The following is a 21,171-nucleotide window of genomic DNA, read 5'->3' as shown; positions in this document are numbered from 1 at the left end:
CTTTTTCATTTTGTAGGAATAAAGAAAACAGATATAGCTGCGAGAAGACCTGCGAATGAGAATAAGTAAAAATTCCATGCTAAGTCGTACTGCATTGTCATAATAATACCGACAAGAATAGGACCAGCAATTGCACCAACTCGGCCAAGTCCAAGTCCCCAGCCTAAGGAAGTAGCCCGGATATGGGATGGGAAGTATTGTGTTACATATGCATTTAATATTTGAGTAATGCCGACTGATCCAATTCCAGCAAGACCAATTAAAAGGTAGATGGTTGTAACAGATGGTTTAATTGTTAATAGTCCAATACATATAGCTGCCATAAGATAGGAGATGCTAATAACAATTTTAGCTCCTATACGATCCGCAATTGCTCCAGCAAATAATGCACCGATAGCGGCAGTAATATTTAGCATAAGTAGAAATGATAAACTAGATCCAAGAGGGTATCCTGCTTGGCGCATCATCTGCGGTAACCAAGTATTTAAACCATATATTAAAAACATTCCCATTATATAAGTGATCCAAAAAAGCAGCGTTGCTTTTATGTATTCTTTTGAGAATAAAGTAAGAAATCCATTTTTCTTTCGTATATTAGATGAGGTTTGATGAGTTTCATCGTTTTCATGGAATTCAATTTGAAAACGATGAAGGATTTTTTCTACTTCTTCTTGGCGATTACGTGATAATAAAAATTGAATGGATTCAGGTAAATAACGAATGATGAAAGGAATGAGGAGCAGTGGAATCATTCCGATGCCAAACATAGTTCTCCATCCGAAATCTTCTAACAGAAACATAGACAAAATAGCGCCTAACACGATACCTAAAGGATAGCCAGTAAACATAAGAGCATAAATAAAAGATTGCCGCTTTTTTGGTGAATATTCAACGGTAAGTGCTGAAGCTGTTGGAATAACACCGCCTAATCCGATTCCTCCAATAAATCGAGATAAACCAAATAATTCAGGAGAAGGAGCAAGTGCAGCTAGACCCATTGTGATAGAAAAAAGTGCTAAACAGCATATAAGCGTCCATTTTCGCCCAATTAGATCTGTAATGGTTCCAACTAGAATAGCGCCAATAAACATCCCAAATAAAGCATAGCTAGCAATTGTACCAGCGTGTGCTGGTGAAAGTGCCCAGCTTTTGTCTTCTAGGAGCTTTGGCAGAACGGCCCCGTAAATACCTAAATCATATCCATCAGCTAGAATAGCTAGCCAACAAATAAAAACAACAAGTTTTGTAATAGAGCTCGAAAAGATAGTTTCTGTAGATTCTAGATGAGGTGGAGCTGAAGGTTGCATAATATTCACTCCTTTTAATTTGTAGATGAATATATTATTTTATTTTATGTTAATATTTTCCTTCTTGTATCGGGATTTATCTGAAAATGTTTTATAACAAATAAAGAAGTTCAACAGGAAACCTGTTGAACTTCTTTATTTGTTTACTCATTATCAACTCGTTTTAACGGTTGACCTGCTGGACCTTCCATAACATCTCCCTCAATTGAAAAGCGTGAACCGTGGCAAGGACAGTCCCAAGTACAATCACCATTATTCCATTCAACTTCGCAGCCGAGATGTGTACAAGTTGTATCGACAATATGTAATTTTCCATCTTTGTCTTTATAAGCACCTGCTCGTTTTCCGTTAACATGTACGACAGATCCTTCACCAACTTCGAGATCTTCTGGCTTACGTAATGTGGTTTCAATCTTTCCTTCAATTAAATGTTTCGCAACATCAATGTTCTGGGAGAGGAATGTTTTTATATCTGGATTTGCATGGAAGCGTGATGGTGCATACAGTTCCTTATAGGGATTGTGGACTTTTAGAATGGAGTCCTTCAGTAAATGAGCGGCAGCAGTTCCAGTTGTCATTCCCCATTTACGATATCCAGTTGCAACAAATATATTTGGATTTCTTTCGTTAATATGTCCGATATAAGGAAGCTTATCTAGCGTGATTAAATCTTGTGCTGACCATCTATAGGGAACTTCATCTACTCCAAACGTTGCTTCCGCAAAAGAATACAGTGCTTCATAATGAAGCATTGTGTTTATTCCTTGTCCTGTTTTATGACTTTCTCCGCCAATTAAAATTAATTTTTCTCCATTGTTTGTTGTATAGCGCAAGGAACGTTTTGGGTCATCAATACTTAAATACATGCCACCTGGATAATCCGTTTTTGCTTTGATTGCAAGAGCATAAGAGCGTTCGGCATACATTCGCGTAAAGAAAAAGCTATTCGCATCATAGAAAGGAAAATGTGAACAAGAGACAACATATTTGCAAGTGATGCGATGTCCGCCCTTTGTAATGACTTGTGGATAATCACCCTTTTCCACATCAATAGCTGTTGTTTGTTCATAAACTTTTCCGCCCATCTCCACAAACTTTTCTAAAAGTGTTTTCAAATAAAGGAGGGGATGGAATTGTGCTTGGTTTTTCATGACAAGTGCAGATTGTACTGGGATCGGAATTGATAGAGATTGAACATAGTCACAAGGTATATTTAATTTTTGATAGGCTTCATATTCTTTCGATAAACTTCTTAATCCATTATCAGTAGTTGTATATAAATATGAATCTTCATTTGAGAAATTACAGTCGATTTTATATGTTTGCACCGTCTCATTTATGAATTGTAGAGCATGATTATTTGATTCATAGTAAAGCCTCGCTTTTTCCACACCGAAATGATTTATTAATTCATCATAAATAAGATCGTGTTGTGCTGTTACCTTTGCTGTTGTATGCCCAGTCGTTCCATTCAAAATAAGCCCAGAATCAATTAAAACAACGTTCATACCTTCTTTTGCAAGTAAATAGGCAGTCGTAATGCCTGTAATACCAGCTCCGATAACAGCAACTTCTGTCTTTGTATCTTCAGATAAAGGGGGAAAAGCAGGGACCTGAGTAGATTCAATCCAATAAGATAATGGGAATTGTGGAAATGTATCGCTTGTCATTATAAAACCTCCCGATTTTAGAACAATTTTCCTTTTAATATTTCCATATGATATGAAATTCATGTGCGCTGTTTTAGAAAGAGTCTATTTTTATTAAAAGAGAGATATAATTATTTTAATATAATTATTTGGTGTTGTCGGTATGAAGAGGTATGAGTTGTGTAAAGCTAGATTCAGGTGAGTTTATTTGTTGTTTATAACGAGAGTTCTTGAATAAAATAGAGTTTGTAGGATGGAATTGTATGTATATAAATAAGGAGCGAAACCTTATAAAATATATGTTTATTCTTTAGTGAAATAAAGTATAATTATAAAAATATAACCAACTTTTATTACTAGGTCATAAAAGTTGTTGACAATATAGAAATTCTATTGATATGATTCATCATGTGGAAAGGTTGATAGAGAGTAAAAAGAGAAATGTTTTTCATTGATAATAAAAGCGAAAAATAAGTGACGATAGAGTGAGTATATTTTCCTTATAATAGATGCTTTTTTAATCACCTAGTAAAATCAATCTGGAAGCAAGAATTGATATATGTAAGTTGCGCAAGGCGCGGCATAAGAAAGGGGCAAAAGGATGAAGGAGCTTCATACGTTTGGGTGGTATGCAGCACGTGTATCACCACATTTGCCGAAAAAAGCATTTAAACCAGTTCCTACTCGTTTATTTGGTGGACTGGCTTATTTGCTTGTGGCATTGGCGGGGTTAATATCGATTGGTGTATTTGAATTGAATGTGTGGGCGAATCTAGGAATTGCGATTGTTCTTGGATTATGTTTTGCTTCACTTGGATTTTTAGGACATGAAATTTTACATGGAACAGTGGTAAGAAAAGCATGGCTTCGTGATTTTTTAGGCGCGATAGCATTTATGCCATTATCAACTGGCCCGAAGCTTTGGAGAAAGTGGCATAATGCAACGCATCATGTTCATACACAACATGAAGAGAATGACCCAGATGCATGGCCTACACTGGAGAAACTGAAAAAGAGTAAGTTTTTGAGGTGGGTATATCGCATGCCTCTTCATGTTCGTTCATTCTTTAGTTTTCTGTCACTAACCATTCAATTTACGTTACATTCGACTCGAATGTTCTTTCATTTTATAAAGGAATTTAAGTCATCCAATCAAAAATCTGTATGGCTTCAACTTCTTTTGCCTTGGACTGTTTGGATTAGTTTATTGTTTATTATGGGACCTGGAAAATGGTTATTTGCATATGTAATTCCATTGTTAATTGCTAACTTTATTGTAATGGCATATATCGCAACAAATCATCGCTTAAATCCAATTGTTCCAGTAAATGATCCGTTAGCGAACTGTTTATCAGTAACAGTGCCGCGCTGGGTAGACGTTTTACATTTCAATTTCTCATATCATACAGAACACCATTTGTTCCCTGCTATGAGCTCTAAATACTATCCGTTAGTAAAAGAGAAAATTAAAGAAATGTGGCCGGAACGCTATCATGAGATGCCAATGACAAAAGCTTTGGCAGCGCTATGGAATACACCACGTGTGTATTATCAAGGAAGTGAATTAGTGGATCCGCATAGAGAGCATTTCTATGGTTCTTTAGGAAATGGACTAGATCCTCATAATATTTCATATCGTGAGGAACATATAGAGGAAGAAGAGAGTATTAAAAAAGTAAATCAGTAAAAATTGATATATTTTGCAGTGAAAAAGCAAGCCATTTCAGGCTTGCTTTTTTTTATAAAGAGACTTCTTTTTTATTCTTTTTACTAAATTGAACTGAATTTGTTTCTTTTCGTTGTAGGCGTTTTTCTAAAAGATTAACAAAATAAGTAAATACAAGAACAAGTACGAGGTAATATAAACCAACGATTATGTATGTATCTAACTGTTGGAAGTTACTTGCAGCAATTGATAAACCTGATCCCCATAATTCGGACAATCCTACATATGCAACGAGAGAAGAGTCCTTTAATCCAATAATAAACTGATTTCCTAAAGGAGGAAGAGATTGACGAAATGCTTGTGGTAATACAATACGGCGCATAGCTAAAGGATAAGGCATGCCTAAAGAACGAGCAGCTTCCAATTGTCCACGGTCGACAGATTGAATGGATCCGCGGAAAATTTCAGTAATATATGCACCGTTATGGATTGCTAAAGCAATTGCTCCTGCCCAAAAAGGAGTGAAGACAATAATCGATGTAATACCGAAATAGAGAATGGCAATTTGAACAATTAAAGGTGTACCACGAATAATGGCGATATATACATGAGCAATACTATTTAAAATCTTATTGTTAGAGATTCGAAAAAAAGCGAATAGTAATCCAATTAGTGAACCAATTAATAGGGATGTTAGTGTTAATTGTAATGTGACAATAGTAGCCTTTAAGAGTGTGGGATAAGTAGACATAAAAATTTCAAACATATGTGTCACCTCATATTGTATGGATTTTGGTAGGGAATGAAATACCCCACATAAAAAGTGGGGCATAATGTCTGAAACATTTGACTAGCTAATTTACTTCGTTTTTTCCTCTTCACCGAGAATATTACGTCCAAACCATTTTTTACTGATCTTTTCATACGTACCATCTTTAATGATTTCATCTAAAGCTTTATTTACTTTCTCAACCATTTCTTTATCATCTTTACGAATAGCAATTCCCATTTCATCAAGATTTAATGGTTTTCCAGCTTCTTTTATATTTGATTTACCTTCTTTGATCATGCGTAAACCAACCATTTGATCAGTGATTACTGCATCAATACGTCCAGGTTCTAAGTCCATAAGTGCAGTAATATCGCTATCATATTCTGTGATTTGATTTGTATGTTTTGCAACAAGGTCTTTAAAGGTACTAGCTTTTACAACACCAATTTTCTTACCTTTCAAATCTTCTGGAGAAGAGATAGATGTATTCTTTTTAGCAACAAAAATTTGGGCACCAGAACGATAATAAGGATTGGAGAAACTAACGGCTTTTAAGCGTTCTTCTGTAATTGCCATACTGCCCAATATAGCATCATATTTTTTCGATTGTAGACCTTGAATTAGCGTTTCCCACGGATTTGTAATAGGAGTGGGTTTCATATTCATTTTTTTCGCAAGTGCCTCACCAATTTCCACATCAAAACCGGCAAGCTTTCCGTCATTTTCTTTATAGTTAAAAGGTTTATATAAGCCACTCATCGCATAACGAAATTCTTTTTCACCATTTGAAGTAGTAGCACTTTCCTTACTACAGGCTCCTAGTATGAAGGATGTACATAATGTAATACTCGCAACAATGGTTAATAGTTTTCTTTTCATAAAACCCCTCCTATATATTGATCATACGGATGGTTTTAAGTATGTTACTGAGATATTTTATTTGGACAATTAGTTGTGCACCGTATGAATGTATTTCTTTTCATTTGAAACAGAAGTTACATTATAAAACGTTGCGTAAAAATTGCTTTGCTCGTTCATGTGATGGAGCTGAAAAGAATTGTGCTGGCGGAGCGTCCTCTACAATCTTTCCATCATCCATAAATATGACGCGATCTGCTACATCTCTTGCGAAATTCATTTCATGAGTAACAATAACCATGGTCATTCCTTCTTCAGCAAGTTCTTTCATAACTTGCAATACTTCTCCAACAAGTTCAGGGTCTAAGGCTGAGGTAGGTTCATCAAATAGCATAATTTTAGGATTCATAGCAAGAGCTCGTGCAATGGCAATACGCTGCTTTTGACCACCTGACAGGAGGTGGGGAGTTACATCTGCTTTATCTTGTAGACCGACTTTTTGCAAAAGCTGATTTCCAATTTCCTTTGCATTTGTTGTTTCTAATTTTTTTACATGGATAGGTGCTTCTATGATGTTTTCTAGCGAGGTCATATGGGGAAAGAGGTTAAAGTGCTGAAAAACCATTCCGACATTTTCACGGACTTTGTTTAAATTTGAATGCTGTGGATCAATTCGTTCACCTTGTAAGTGAATTTCACCTTCATCATACATTTCTAAAAAGTTAAGACAGCGAAGTAATGTACTTTTACCGGAACCACTGGCACCAATTAAAACAACAACCTCTTTTTCTTTTACTTGTAAATCAATTCCTTTTAAAACATCAAGCGAGCCGAATGATTTTACTAGATTTCGAACCTGAATCATACAAAACCCCCAGTCAAAAATATATTTTACAAATGTTTCCCCTTATTTCTGTTATTAGCCACAAATTGTCAGAATCCTTCATTTTTTTCGTGGGATTTGATATTCAAGGAAATAATAAATTTTAAAAATCCCTATATCCTTCTATAATGAAAATATGGATAATAATATATAGGTAGTATTTATATTGCTTATAAAAAGGGGGAAAGAAAAAATGGAAAAAGAAAGGAAGACATTTTCCTTTGGCTTACGTATGCAGCTTATGCTATTCACTACAATTTTAGCTTTTATTACATATTCGACAAGTTTAATTTTTATTTACGTTATATATGATTATTTTCAAGATTATGTAAGTCAAACCGTTTATAATATCATTGTTATGCTATTAGGCGTAGTATGGTCTGGAATATTAGCGTATGGAGCAGCCATATTTCTAATTAAACCGCTTCGAAAGTTAGAGGAGGCGGCAAGGAAAGCGGCTGAGGGTGATATTCGTGAAGATGTTCCATTACCGAAGGCAGATGATGAAATTAAATCTTTAAGTGTCGCATTTAATATGATGTTAGGAAACTTAAGGGGCATGGTAAAAAATATTGATACAACATTTTCGTATACAAACAATCAAGTACAGCAAATTAGAAGGCAAACAGGGGAAGCAACAAAGCAAGCACGAGGTGTGTCTGAAACTCTTACAGAGATTTCTTCTGGCGCTGAGCAATCAGCTGCTTCCATTCAGGCGATTGTTTCTGCTGTTGATACAACAACTTCTATTGCGAGTGAAGTAGAAGAAAAAGCAAAACAGTCTGACGAGTTGTCTTTAGAAATGGTTCAAGCTTTAGGGCAAAGTATACGAGTCTTTACTTCTTTAATTCAAGGTATTCAAGCATTGGCAAAAGAAAATGAAAATTCGATGCAAAATGTACAGAAATTAGAAGAACGAATGAAACAAGTAGAACATATTGTTTCTGTTGTGAGTGAGATTGCTAGTCAAACGAATTTGTTAGCACTAAATGCTTCTATTGAGGCGGCTCGTGCTGGAGAGCATGGAAGGGGCTTTGCAGTTGTTGCGGAGGAAGTACGGAAACTTGCTGATGAAAGTGATCATTCTGCAAGAAACATATCGCAGTTATTACGAAATATGCAAGATGAAGTACAACAAGTTGCAATGAAAATGACAGAACAAGTGACAATAGCTAAAGAAGAGGCACAACGTGGGGAAGCTACGGAATTAATTTTAAAAGAAATGTCATCAAGTGTTATGGAAGTAGCCGATGCAACGAAGCAAATTAGTGGCTATATGAACGAACAAGTGAGGCACATTCATCAAACAGGAGCACAAACAAAGGCTGTAGCAGCAATTGCTGAAGAAACATCAGCTGGTTCACAAGAAGTAGCACGTGTGACGTTGCAACAATCTAAAAATATGGTAGTAATCGATCAATTGTTAAAGGATTTAGAGAAGCAAGCAGCAGACTTGAAACAAACAATTGAACGATTTTCAATGTAAAAAGGAAGAACAGTATTCTGTTCTTCCTTTTTTACGTATGAAAAGGAGGGATACTTTGTTGAAAACGAAAAACATTGCAAGGATCATATATGGTTTTCACTTTACGCAATCTTTGAAAGTTAGAACCATAATAACTAGTTTGCCAATTTATAATATCGATATCGGGCCAATTGACATAGTCACCTAGTGTATAAGGATCTAAGCTTTCTCGTAAATCTTTAACCCAGCGTATAATGCGATTTTCTTCATCATCGCATTTCCAAGAGGTAATGTATTCTTGTGCAATAATTGCTTTACGATGGAAATAAGCTGTTTCAGTAGGGGTAATATTTTCAACAGCACCTACGAGCGATTGGTGCCAAATACTTGCATCTTTATTTGGTGCATGAGAAAGAAAATATTTCATGATTTGAAGGCCTTTAAGAGGGATAGGTTCATATACGTAGGAACCGGAGCGCTTAAAGTTTTCAGGGATATTCCCACTGTTAAAAAATTCAACAGCTTTTATATAAGGAACTTCATCTATAAAGAGAGAGGGGGTACCAGTTTCAAGAAGAGGAGATAATAAGGAATGGAGTTCAGAGGGAGAGCCAACAAATTCACCTTTTACTTCAATTTTATTTCGTTGCTTTGCGAATAATTCAATTGATGAAGTGAGACGTTTGTCTATATAAGGCGCCCAGTTTTGCCACGCTTGAAATGCAGCGATAAACTCTTCCCATTCCCATGTAATTGAGAAGATTGATACATTTTTTATAGGATGCATTCGAAAAGTTAAAGAAGTAACAATTCCGAAGTTTCCACCACCACCACCGCGGCACGCCCAAAACAAGTTATGGTTTTCATGTTCGTTTGCGCGAATGATTTTTGCTCCGAATTTACCGCATGCTTGTACCATTTCGACTTCTACTAATTGATCACATGTTAATCCAAATAAGCGTGAAAGCATACCGATGCCACCGCCAAGTGTTAATCCAACAATTCCAACGCTTGCGCTTGTACCAGCCGGTATTGTCACACCATAATTCCAAAGCTCTTTATAAACAGTGCCAAGGTTTGCACCAGCTTCAATTGTTGCTGTTAATTTATCTGTATTAACAGTAATGCGATGCATTTCACTCACATCAATAATAAGTCCTCTATTTAGAAGAGAAAAATTTTCATAGCTATGACGTCCGCTTCTTAAGCGAAATGGTATATGACGTTCACGTGCCCATTTTAAGGCGTTACACACATCATTTTTATTTTGGCAAAAAACAATAATACAAGGGAGTTTTGGAATACTTAAATTTAAATTCATTCGGGCTACGTCATAGTCAGGATCTGAAGGAACAACGATACGACCTGTTAATTTTGTTTGTTTCAATTGATCACTCCTTTCTAAAATAAGCAGTTCTTTTTATTAATATATGAAAATCGTATGTAACCTGTGTGGACAAGAATAGGTGAGGAATGAGATTTGCCTTTGTGAGAAATAAATAAAGCATAAGAATGAGGAATCTACATAGAGTTCAATGAAAACAGTTGCAAACTATTCATATTTTGTTATGATAGTGTTACGAAAACGTTTGCATAAAATTTCCGATGGGATGCAAAAGGAGAGAAGGACTATGAATAAGACATGGTGGAAAGAAGCAGTTGCTTATCAAATTTATCCACGTAGCTTTATGGATTCAAATGGTGATGGTATTGGAGATTTACAAGGTATTATTGCGAAACTGGATTATTTAAAAGATTTAGGTATAGATGTAATTTGGATTTGTCCAATGTATAAGTCACCTAATGATGATAATGGTTATGATATTAGTGATTATCAAGATATCATGGATGAGTTTGGTACGATGGAAGACTTTGATGCGTTACTAGATGAAGTTCATAAGCGTGATATGAAGCTTATTATTGATTTAGTTATTAATCATACAAGTGATGAACATCCATGGTTTATTGAGTCTCGTTCATCTAAAGACAATCCGAAGCGTGATTGGTATATTTGGCACGATGGTAAAGATGGTGCGGAACCAAACAACTGGGAAAGTATTTTTAATGGGTCGGCATGGGAATATGATGAAGTAACAGGACAATATTATTTACACTTATTCTCACGTAAACAACCAGATTTAAACTGGGAGAATAAAGAAGTTCGCGAAGTTTTATACGATACAGTTAATTGGTGGCTTGATAAAGGAATTGATGGTTTCCGAGTGGATGCGATTAGCCATATTAAAAAAGAAGATGGCTTCAAAGATATGCCAAATCCAAAAGAATTAAAGTATGTACCATCTTTTGATAAACATATGAATGTGGATGGTATTCAGCCTTTATTAGAAGAGTTAAAAGAGAATACGTTTTCTAAGTACGATATTATGACTGTTGGTGAAGCGAATGGCGTTAAGATTGAAGATGCTGAGCTTTGGGTTGGAGAAGAGCAAGGCAAGTTCAATATGGTATTCCAATTTGAACATTTAAGTTTATGGGATGCAGAAAAGAAGAAAGATCTTGATGTTGTAGGGCTGAAAAAGGTATTAACGAAATGGCAAAAAGGGTTAGAAAATAAAGGATGGAATGCTTTATATATTGAGAATCACGATAAGCCACGTATCGTTTCAACTTGGGGAGATGATAAACAATATTGGCGTGAAAGTGCAACAGCTCTTGGAGCAATGTACTTCTTTATGCACGGTACACCGTTTATTTATCAAGGACAAGAAATTGGGATGACGAACGTTCAATTATTAAATATTGAAGATTATGATGATGTAGCAATTAAAAATTTATATCGAGAGAAAATTGCAGAGGGCGTACCACATCAAGATATGATGGAAATTATATGGGCTTCTTGCCGCGATAATTCTCGTACACCTATGCAGTGGAACGATGAGATGAATGCTGGCTTTACAGCAGGTGCGCCTTGGTTTAGTATGAATCCAAACTACAAAGAAATTAATGTTGAAAAGCAAAAGAATGAAGAAAACTCTATTTTCAATTTCTATAAGAAAATGATTGCCTTGAAAAAAGAGCACGATGTACTGAATTACGGTACGTACGATTTACTTCTAGAAGACGATCCGCAAATTTATGCATATACACGTACATTAAACGATGAAAAAGTCGTTGTAATTAGCAATATCTCAAAAGAGGAAGCTGTGTATAATGAGGGTTCATTCGCACTAGAACGCAAACGTTTGCTTTTAAATAACTATAAAGTTGCGGAAAATGAACAAGTAACTTCAATCACGTTAAAGCCTTATGAAACAAGGGTTTATCGTATTTCATAATAAAAAAGGATGCTCTTAGAGCATCTTTTTTTATGAAAAAAAATAAATTTCTATTGCAAAGTGAAAACGCTTTTATTAAAATAGATTTATGAAAACGGTTGCGTAAAGATAAAAATAAAGTAACATAAGGAATCGTTTTCATAAGAGAAACAGAAATTATAATTTAAATCATTATGTTGTTATAAATAAAGGGGAGGAAGAACAGATGAAAATTACGTCTTTTGATTTTTGGCAAAAGTTCGGAAAAGCATTATTAGTTGTTGTAGCTGTAATGCCAGCAGCTGGTTTAATGATTTCTATCGGTAAGTTAATTGGGATGTCTGCTGGGGATATTAACGCAGTTCATACAATCGCTCGCGTAATGGAAGACATAGGTTGGGCAATTATTACAAATCTACACATCTTATTTGCAGTAGCAATTGGGGGATCTTGGGCGAAGGATCGCGCAGGTGGTGCATTTGCAGCGCTATTAGCATTCGTCTTAACAAACAGAATTACAGGAGCTATATTTGGCGTAAACGCTGAAATGTTAGCGGATTCAAAAGCGAAAGTTTCTTCAGTATTAGCAGGAGATTTAGTTGTAAAAGATTACTTTACTTCTGTACTTGGTGCACCAGCATTAAACATGGGAGTTTTCGTAGGGATTATCACAGGTTTCTTAGGAGCTACTTTATATAACAAATATTATAACTATAATAAACTGCCACAGGCATTAGCATTCTTTAACGGAAAACGATTTGTACCATTCGTTGTAATTGTTTGGTCTACAGTCACTGCAATTGTATTATCACTTTTATGGCCGTTCATCCAAAGTGGATTAAATGAATTCGGTCGCTGGATTGCAGCATCTAAAGATAGTGCACCAGTTGTTGCACCGTTTGTATATGGAACGTTAGAGCGTTTACTATTACCATTCGGTTTACATCATATGTTAACGATTCCGATGAACTACACAGAGCTAGGCGGAACATATACGATGTTAACTGGCTCAAAAGTTGGACAAATTGTAGCAGGACAAGATCCATTATGGCTTGCATGGATTACAGACTTAAATAATTTACTAGCAAATGGAGATACGAAAGCATATAACGATTTATTAAATAACGTTGTACCAGCTCGTTTCAAAGCTGGACAAGTTATTGGTTCAACAGCAGCGTTAATGGGTATTGCTTTCGCGATGTTCCGTAATGTTGATAAAGAAAAACGTGCAAAGTATAAACCAATGTTCTTATCGGCTGCATTAGCAGTATTCTTAACAGGTGTAACAGAACCAATTGAATTCATGTTCATGTTTATTGCTCCAGTATTATATGTTGTATATGCAATTACAACAGGACTTGCATTCGCATTAGCAGATTTAATTAACTTACGTGTTCACGCATTTGGATTTATTGAATTAATTACTCGTACACCGATGATGGTTAATGCAGGACTAACTAGAGATTTAATCAATTTCGTTATCGTTTCATTAGTATTCTTTGGTCTGAACTTTACATTATTCAATTTCTTAATTAAAAAATTCAATTTACCAACACCAGGACGTGCAGGTAACTATATTGATAATGAAGATGAGTCATCAGAAGGAACAGGAAATGTACAGGATGGTTCATTAGCAACAAAAGTTATTGATTTATTAGGTGGTAAAGAAAATATTGCTGACGTAGATGCTTGTATGACGCGTTTACGTGTAACAGTAAAAGATTTAGATGTTGTTGCACCAGAAGCACAGTGGAAACAAAATGGTGCTTTAGGACTTATCGTAAAAGATAAAGGTGTACAAGCAGTATATGGTCCGAAAGCTGACGTATTAAAGTCAGACATTCAAGATATGTTAGGTGCGTAATAAGATGAAATTGCTAACTTTAAACTGTCACTCTTGGCAAGAAGAGAATCAAATGGAAAAGATAAAATATCTTGCTAAAGTCATTCAAGAAGAAGAGTACGATGTCATCGCATTGCAAGAAGTAAGTCAGTCGATACAAGCTGAAAATGTATGCGGTAACAAGAAAGAAGATAATTTTGGACTTTTACTATTAGAAGAGTTAAAAGCGTTACATGTAAAAGATTACAATATTACTTGGGATTTCTCTCATATTGGTTATGATGTGTATGAAGAAGGATTAGCGATTATAACGAAGCATAATGTTGTAAAAGAAGATACGTTCTTTATTTCAGAAAATAAGGATACAACGTATTGGAAAACACGCAAAATTGTAAGTGCGACAATTGCTTATAATGATAAGAACATCACGTTTTACTCTTGCCACCTCGGTTGGTGGAATGATGAAGAAGAATCATTCAAAGATCAAGTTAATCGTTTGATGGGGCGTGTAGACAGTAATGAACTTTCCTTCTTAATGGGTGATTTTAATAATAACGCTCGTTTACAAGGTGAAGGCTATGAATATATGATGCAAAAAGGTTTGTATGACACATATGAGCTAGCAATAGAGAAGGATGAAGGAACAACTGTCCAAGGTGAGATTGCTGGTTGGGATGAAAATAAACATAACTTACGAATCGATCTAATATTGTGTAACCAAAGTGAAAAAGTTCGTTTTTCAAAAGTCATTTTTAATGGTACGAACAGAAATGTAATTTCAGATCATTTCGGTGTAGAAGTACAAGTAGATATATAATAGAAGAAATCCTCACAGATGATGAAAAGCTGTGAGGATTTTTTTGAGGAATACAAGTATTTCCAAGAGAAAATACTTGTATTTTTTATGACATTTCCTATATATTTGTTATTATTGAATGTAAAACTAATTTGGTCATTTTGTATGCATACTTTTTTTACTTCGTTATATAATGAAGTAAGTGAAATATTTAATGGGAAAAATAGTGTATTTTCGTTTAATCCACGATGTAGAAAGTGATATAATTGCAAAATGTATGTATCATTTTCTAAAGAAGGAAAAATATATAATTAGGTGATAACTTCTATGAAACAAATTTGGCGTATTTATAAGACAGATTTACGGAATGTAGCTAAACATTGGGCTGCAATTGTTATTGTTTTAGGATTAATGATTTTACCATCTTTATATGCATGGTTTAACATTAAAGCTTCCTGGGATCCGTATGGAAATACAAAAGAGGTTCCCATTGCAGTTTCTAACCAAGATGCAGGATCTAATTTAAGAGGGAAAGATATTAATATCGGTGAAGAGATTGTAGATTCTCTTAAGAAAAACAAAAATCTTGGTTGGAAATTTGTAGATGAAAAACAAGCAATTCACGGAGTTGAGCGCGGAGATTACTATGCAAGTATTACAATTCCAAAAGATTTCTCTGAAAAGATTGCAACTGTTCTGGATGAAAATCCGCAGAAACCAGAACTTGATTACTATGTAAATGAAAAGGTAAATGCGATTGCACCGAAAATTACAGCAAAAGGTGCATCAGGTATTACAGAAGAAATTAGTAAAAACTTTGTTAAAACAGCAAACGGTGAGATTTTTAAAGTTTTTAATGATCTTGGAATCGATTTAGAAACAAACTTACCAAGTATCGAGAAAGTAAAAGATCTTGTATTTAAGTTAGAAGCGCAGTTCCCAGAAATGAATACACTGATGGATAAGGCGTTAGATGATGCGACTCGAGCAGAGGATATTGTGAAAGTAGCACAAAAAGAGTTACCGGTTGTAGAAAGTGTTATTAATGATGGGCAAGAAGCGTTAGGGAATTTAGATAAATTCTTTGCAAACAATGATCAAACATTGCAAAATGCACCTGGGACGATACGAAATCATTTGACAGCAGCTAAAAATGTAATGGATAAAGCTAATGCTTTTACAGATTTTTTAATGCACCCGGGAATAGACTTTTCTGGTATGAAAGGGTTGCCTGAGTTTCCAGCACGTCCGGATCTTTCAAAGTTGAACGATGAAGGGTATAAAAATATTGCAAGAAATATTAATCAAACAGTGAATAACGTTTTAAACTCGGCACGTGCAGGAACAACATACGGGAAAAGTGTTGTAAACGGATTGCAAAATGGTCAATTTGATCCAGAAAAGGCAAAAAAAGATCTTAATGCGGTTTCTGAAAATCTTCAAGGTCGTACAGATAGTATTGCATATCTTATTAATGTATTTACTGAGCTTCAAAAATCGGCGACGACTGATTTTGGTCAAAGCTTTTTCCAAGGGCGAGTGGATCGCTTAACTAAGCTTAAAGGTAGTATGGAAAATGCAAATAACGGCATTAAAGATATTGTAAATGTTATCGGTACAGGACAAGAAGTAAAGAAAGATGTAACAGATGTAGCAAATCAAAAATTAGATGCAGCAAATGGATTAATTGATCAAGCAGAAAAAGATTATAATGAAACGTTTGTAGCAGATTATAAAAAAGCAGTTAGCACAGTTGATCAAGCTAAAGTTGATGCAAATGAAGCATATGATAGTGTGAAAAATGAATATGATAAGTTTAAAAATGGTGTTGAAGATGCTAAGGCAAACATATCAAATAAAGGTGTTACTGATTTAGAGTGGGCAAAAGTATCTTTAAACGATTTAAATGGTCAATTACAAGCTACTAATAATCTAATTGGTGATGCGATTCCGGTTCTAGAAAGCACAAATAAGGTATTAGCAGATGTAAATAGCGGAAAAAACCTTAATGGTGGAATTGCAAAATTGAACAAAATACAAAATTCTGTTCAAAAAGGTATAGATGCAACGAATAAAGCAACTACACTAATTAACAATGGACAGAAGCCTACAAAAGAGGTTGTAGAAAGTATTAATGAAGCTACTAAAAATGCTTCAGCTCAATTAGGCGATTTCTTAGCAACGTATGATTCGGAAATCGTTCCAAACTTTAACACAGCAATTGAACGTACGAAACGTATGTCTAAAAACACATCTCAAATTTTAAAAGAAGCAGATAAAAAGCTTCCAGATGTTAAAAAGTTACTAGAAGATTCATCAAAAGGCTTAGTAGACGGTAAAAAGAAATTAACAGACATTAAAGCTGACATGCCGGAAACTGAGAAAAAGATTAAAGACTTAGCAAATAAAATTCGTGATTTTGAATCTGAAGAGGATATAAAAGACATCATACGCTTATTGAAAAATGATGTTGAAAAGCAAAGTGATTACTTCGCGAATCCAGTAAATTTAAAAGAGAATAAATTATTTGCGATGCCAAACTACGGGTCAGCGATGTCACCATTCTATACAGTGCTTGCATTATGGGTAGGCGCATTATTAATGGTTTCATTATTAACAGTAGAAGTACATGAAGAGGGCGCGAATTATAAGAGCCATGAAATTTACTTCGGACGTTTATTAACATTCTTAACGATAGGTCTTTCACAAGCGTTTATCGTATCAATGGGAGATATATTCTTACTCGGTACGTACGTAGTCGATAAGTTCTGGTTTGTGTTATTTAGTTTATTTATTGGTGGAGTCTTCGTTTGTATCGTATACTCACTCGTTTCTATTTTCGGAAACGTTGGGAAATCGATGGCGATCATTTTACTTGTACTGCAAGTAGCAGGATCGGGCGGAACATTCCCAATTCAAATGACACCAGCGTTCTTCCAAGCAATTTATCCGTTCTTACCGTTCACATACGCAATTAGTGCAATTCGTGAAACAGTAGGCGGAATGCTTTGGGATATCGTAACGCGAGATTTACTTGTGTTAAGTGCTTTCGTAGTAGTTATGATTGTCGCTGCGTTATTACTGAAAACACCAATTAACAAATCGAGTGAAAAGTTTGTTGAGAATGCAAAAGGAAGTAAAATCATTCACTAAAATAAAAGGTTCCTACCGAGAGAGGTAGGAACCTTTTTGTTTAATCAAATTTTAATTTTTTTAATGCCTCTGCGAACGGGTTGTTTAATGGTTCTTCTTCTTTGTTCTGTTGTTTCATATATTTTTGAACGTCGCGCTTATCAGCTTTGTTTCCAGATTCTTTTTTACGTCTCTCTTGGAACGTGGAAAGTTTTTCGCGATAGCCACATTTACATGCGAAGATTTGGCCTGCACCTTCACCACGTAATTCTAATTTCTTCTTACATTGCGGACAGCGAGCGTTTGTTGTACGAGATACGTTTTTACGATGACCACATTCACGATCTTGGCAAACGAGCATCTTTCCTTTTTTACCGTTTACCTCTAGCATTGGTTTCCCGCAGTCTGGACAAGACTTCGTTGAAATGTTGTCATGTTTATATTTTTTATCACTCGATTTAATTTCAGAAACAATTTCTTTCGTATAGTTCTTCATTTCTGAAATGAATACTTCTTTTTTTAGTTTACCCTTTGCAATTGCTTCGAGTTTTTGCTCCCATTCACCAGTTAGTGTAGGAGATTTCAGTTCTTCTGGCACTAAATCAAGTAACTGACGGCCTTTTGAAGTAATGTGAATATCTTTACCACGTTTTTCAAGTAAGAACGAATTGAATAACTTGTCGATAATATCAGCTCGTGTCGCTACAGTACCTAATCCACCAGTTGATTTTAACGTATCAGCAAGTTGTTTATTTTGCGTATCCATATATTTCGTAGGATTTTCCATTGCTGAAAGTAAAGTCGCTTCGTTAAATCGTGCAGGTGCTTTTGTTTGACCTGATGTTTGCATAATTAACTTTACAGTTAATGTATCGCCTTTTTCAATGTGAGGTAGAAGTTGTTCTTTTACGTCATCAGTTACATCATCATCTTCAAAGCGATTTTCATATACTTCTTTCCAACCGGCATGCAGAATAGTTTTTCCGCGTGCAATGAATGTTTCATTACCAACTTTTGTGCGTAACGTTAGTTGCTCGTATTCGAATGCTGGGAATAAAACAGCTAAGAAGCGTTTCACAACTAAATCATAAATTTTACGCTCTTTATCTGTAAAGGATGAGAAGTTAACGTATCCTTCTGTTGGAATAATTGCGTGATGATCGCTTACTTTACTATCATCAACAAATGACTTATTAGGCTTAATTGGTTTTTGTAGTACTTTATGTGCTAAAGGACGATATTCCCCGACACCGCACGCTTTTAGACGTTCTGGAAGTGTACCAACGATATCAGATGAAATGTAGCGTGAATCTGTACGAGGATACGTTAACACTTTATGTTGTTCATATAATTTCTGCATAATGTTTAATGTTTCTTTCGCAGAGTAACCGAACTTTTTATTTGCATCACGTTGTAATTCAGTTAAATCGTAAAGACCAGGAGAGAATGACTTCTTCTGTTTTTTATCAATTTCCACAACAGTAGCATTGTGTTTATCTAAACCTCTTACGATGCTATCAATTTTTTCTTTATTAAAACTGCGGCTATTACCATTTGCATCTTGCCAAGTTAGTTTTAACTGATTCGTTGTTTGTGCTTCGATGCCATAGTAAGTTTGAGATTTGAAGTTCTTTATTTCATCTTCACGATTAGCGATCATAGCGACAGTAGGTGTTTGTACACGGCCGCAATTCAGCTGGGCGTTAAAGCGAGTCGTTAATGCTCGAGTCGCGTTAAGGCCGATATACCAGTCAGCTTCTGAACGTGCAACTGCTGAAGCGTATAAATTGTCATATGCTTTACCTGGTTTTAAATTTGCAAAACCATCTTTAATTGCCTTATCAGTAACAGATGAAATCCATAAACGCTTAATAGGTTTCTGTATTTTAACTTTATCGATAATCCAACGAGCGACTAATTCTCCTTCACGCCCAGCATCTGTCGCTACAATAATTTCATTTACATCTTTTCTAAGTAGCTGACTTTTTACAGCATTAAATTGTTTACCGGTTTGTTTAATAACCGTTAATTTCAAGCGCTCTGGTAGCATCGGTAAATCTTCTAAATTCCACTGCTTATATTTCACATCATAGCTTTCTGGATCAGCTAATGTAACGAGATGGCCTAAAGCCCAAGTTACAATATATTTACTACCTTCAAGGTAGCCATTTCCTTTTTTATCGCACTTAAGTACACGCGCAATATCACGTGCAACGGAAGGCTTTTCAGCGATTATAACGCTTTTTGACATATTTAAAACATCCTTTCAAATTTCCATACGTTAACTATAGCATACATCTTCTTGAGATTCAGTTTCGCTCCAAATTTGAATGTTTCTTAGTGGAGTGAACGAAATCTGTTTGAAATCAAATGATGGCGATAGAACATAATATGCACAATGATGAGACTATGAAAAATAGATACTTATTTATTATGCGTATTGTTTTATCAGTTGCTTCTATATGAAATAGAAAAGTAAAGAACTTGTTATTTTAGTAGAATAAGAGTAGACTTTGAAGTAGATGAATACTAAACACATGGGAGTTTGTGGAGACAAACTGAGAGTATGACTAATCCGTCATTGACCATTTGAACCTGTTGGATAATGCCAGCGTAGGGAGAGTGTAAAAGCACATGTTCAGGCACTTTGCATACGCGCAAAGTGTCTTTTGGTGTATCTCCCATCACTATAGTTAGGGGATGAGAAGGATGAATATGAAAGAAATTAGTAAAGTAGTGGATTTGGTGAGAGAATCTAATCCGCTCGTTCATAATATTACAAATGTTGTTGTAACAAACTTTACAGCTAACGGTTTGTTAGCGTTAGGGGCATCGCCTGTAATGGCGTATGCAAAAGAAGAAGTAGCAGAAATGGCTAGCATTGCTGGAGCGCTAGTATTAAATATGGGGACACTTCGTCCTGAAGAAGTAGAAGCGATGTTACTTGCGGGTAAATCAGCAAATGTGAACGATGTACCAGTACTGTTTGATCCAGTTGGTGCAGGAGCAACATCGTATCGAACAGAAGTTGCGAGGCATATTCCGGCTGAAATTGATTTAGCGATTATCCGCGGAAATGCAGCTGAAATAGCGAACGTTATTAATGAGAGCTGGGAAATTAAAGGGGTAGACGCCGGTGCTGGAAATGGCAATGTCGTAAGTATTGCAAGGCAGGCAGCGGATGAATTAAATACAGTAGCGGTGATTACTGGAAAAGAAGATGTTGTTACAGATGGAGAGCGAACGATTCTTATTCGAAATGGTCACTCTATTTTAACGAAGGTTACGGGAACCGGTTGTTTACTAACTTCTGTAATAGGAGCATTTGTAGCAGTAGAAAAGGATTATGTAAAGGCAGCGGTAGCGGCATTAACGTTTTATGGTGTAGCTGCGGAACTGGCAGCTGCTAAGACAGTGGAAAAGGGACCTGGTAGTTTCCAAATTGAATTTTTAAACCAGTTAGCAAATACAAATTCAGATGATATTGAGAAGTATGGGAAGATTGAGCTTATATAGTAAGGAGGG

At 35.5% G+C, this 21,171-nt stretch carries 13 protein-coding genes, 2 pseudogenes and 1 riboswitch; of the genes and pseudogenes, 8 read left to right on the top strand and 7 right to left on the bottom strand.

The features are described from left to right. Positions 1 to 5: 5 nt before the first annotated feature. Both ILS93_RS25825 and ILS93_RS25820 read right to left on the bottom strand, forming a co-directional pair. Complete coding sequence (locus ILS93_RS25825; RefSeq protein WP_088046917.1) at positions 6 to 1,307, bottom strand: MFS transporter; 1,302 nt, start codon at positions 1,305 to 1,307, stop codon at positions 6 to 8. Positions 1,308 to 1,450: 143 nt separating this feature from the next. After that, positions 1,451 to 2,977, bottom strand: coding sequence for an FAD-dependent oxidoreductase (locus tag ILS93_RS25820; RefSeq protein WP_222661596.1), 1,527 nt, complete (start codon positions 2,975 to 2,977; stop codon positions 1,451 to 1,453). A gap of 580 nt (positions 2,978 to 3,557) precedes the next feature. Between ILS93_RS25820 and desB the strand changes: the two genes are divergently transcribed. Next, positions 3,558 to 4,643 carry a Delta(10) desaturase DesB gene (desB, locus tag ILS93_RS25815; RefSeq protein ID WP_064477210.1) on the top strand — a complete coding sequence of 362 codons (1,086 nt, stop codon included), beginning with the start codon at positions 3,558 to 3,560 and terminating at the stop codon, positions 4,641 to 4,643. Positions 4,644 to 4,695: 52 nt separating this feature from the next. Here the strand turns inward: desB and ILS93_RS25810 are convergent, their stop codons facing one another. From ILS93_RS25810 to ILS93_RS25800, 3 genes are all read right to left on the bottom strand, one after another. After that, positions 4,696 to 5,388, bottom strand: a complete 693-nt coding sequence (locus tag ILS93_RS25810; protein ID WP_064477211.1) for an amino acid ABC transporter permease — start codon at positions 5,386 to 5,388, stop codon at positions 4,696 to 4,698. A 93-nt stretch (positions 5,389 to 5,481) separates the two neighbouring features. Further along, the gene (locus ILS93_RS25805) at positions 5,482 to 6,273 is read right to left on the bottom strand and encodes an ABC transporter substrate-binding protein (protein ID WP_064477212.1); all 792 of its coding nucleotides are present in this window, start codon (positions 6,271 to 6,273) and stop codon (positions 5,482 to 5,484) included. A 121-nt stretch (positions 6,274 to 6,394) separates the two neighbouring features. Next, positions 6,395 to 7,117, bottom strand: coding sequence for an amino acid ABC transporter ATP-binding protein (locus ILS93_RS25800; protein WP_064477213.1), 723 nt, complete (start codon positions 7,115 to 7,117; stop codon positions 6,395 to 6,397). 211 nt (positions 7,118 to 7,328) lie between these two features. Between ILS93_RS25800 and ILS93_RS29230 the strand changes: the two are divergent. Continuing rightward, positions 7,329 to 7,679 (top strand): annotated as a pseudogene (locus ILS93_RS29230) (HAMP domain-containing protein); the annotation flags it as partial. 369 nt (positions 7,680 to 8,048) lie between these two features. After that, positions 8,049 to 8,621 (top strand): annotated as a pseudogene (locus ILS93_RS29225) (methyl-accepting chemotaxis protein); the annotation flags it as partial. A gap of 31 nt (positions 8,622 to 8,652) precedes the next feature. On the opposite strand, the gene ILS93_RS25790 reads toward ILS93_RS29225, so the two are convergent. Further along, complete coding sequence (locus ILS93_RS25790; RefSeq protein ID WP_222661594.1) at positions 8,653 to 9,987, bottom strand: FAD-binding oxidoreductase; 1,335 nt, start codon at positions 9,985 to 9,987, stop codon at positions 8,653 to 8,655. 244 nt (positions 9,988 to 10,231) lie between these two features. Here ILS93_RS25790 and ILS93_RS25785 point away from each other — a divergent pair, with 244 nt between their 5' ends. The 4 genes from ILS93_RS25785 (at position 10,232) to ILS93_RS25770 (ending at position 17,667) form a co-directional block, all read left to right on the top strand. Beyond that, complete coding sequence (locus ILS93_RS25785) at positions 10,232 to 11,896, top strand: glycoside hydrolase family 13 protein (RefSeq protein ID WP_141537826.1); 1,665 nt, start codon at positions 10,232 to 10,234, stop codon at positions 11,894 to 11,896. A 205-nt stretch (positions 11,897 to 12,101) separates the two neighbouring features. Further along, positions 12,102 to 13,739, top strand: a complete 1,638-nt coding sequence (locus tag ILS93_RS25780; protein WP_064477217.1) for a PTS transporter subunit IIBC — start codon at positions 12,102 to 12,104, stop codon at positions 13,737 to 13,739. A 4-nt stretch (positions 13,740 to 13,743) separates the two neighbouring features. After that, the gene (locus tag ILS93_RS25775) at positions 13,744 to 14,535 is read left to right on the top strand and encodes an endonuclease/exonuclease/phosphatase family protein (RefSeq protein ID WP_064477218.1); all 792 of its coding nucleotides are present in this window, start codon (positions 13,744 to 13,746) and stop codon (positions 14,533 to 14,535) included. A 306-nt stretch (positions 14,536 to 14,841) separates the two neighbouring features. Next, positions 14,842 to 17,667, top strand: a complete 2,826-nt coding sequence (locus ILS93_RS25770) for a YhgE/Pip domain-containing protein (protein ID WP_222661593.1) — start codon at positions 14,842 to 14,844, stop codon at positions 17,665 to 17,667. Between the two features lie 40 nt (positions 17,668 to 17,707). Here ILS93_RS25770 and topB read toward each other — a convergent pair whose 3' ends face one another. Then, positions 17,708 to 19,897, bottom strand: coding sequence for a DNA topoisomerase III (gene topB / locus ILS93_RS25765; protein ID WP_222661592.1), 2,190 nt, complete (start codon positions 19,895 to 19,897; stop codon positions 17,708 to 17,710). A gap of 276 nt (positions 19,898 to 20,173) precedes the next feature. Next, positions 20,174 to 20,283: riboswitch (TPP riboswitch) on the top strand. A gap of 63 nt (positions 20,284 to 20,346) precedes the next feature. Here topB and thiM point away from each other — a divergent pair. Beyond that, entirely contained in the window at positions 20,347 to 21,162 is an 816-nt protein-coding gene (gene thiM / locus ILS93_RS25760; protein ID WP_396021601.1) for a hydroxyethylthiazole kinase, read from the top strand. Positions 21,163 to 21,171 lie beyond the last annotated feature (9 nt).

Origin of the sequence: Bacillus sp. 16GRE42 (assembly GCF_019837435.1) — a bacterium.
Taxonomy (GTDB): Bacteria; Bacillota; Bacilli; order Bacillales; family Bacillaceae_G; genus Bacillus_A; species Bacillus_A wiedmannii.
Note: the sequence above shows the minus strand (reverse complement) of the source record. Positions and strands in the feature narration are given on the sequence as shown.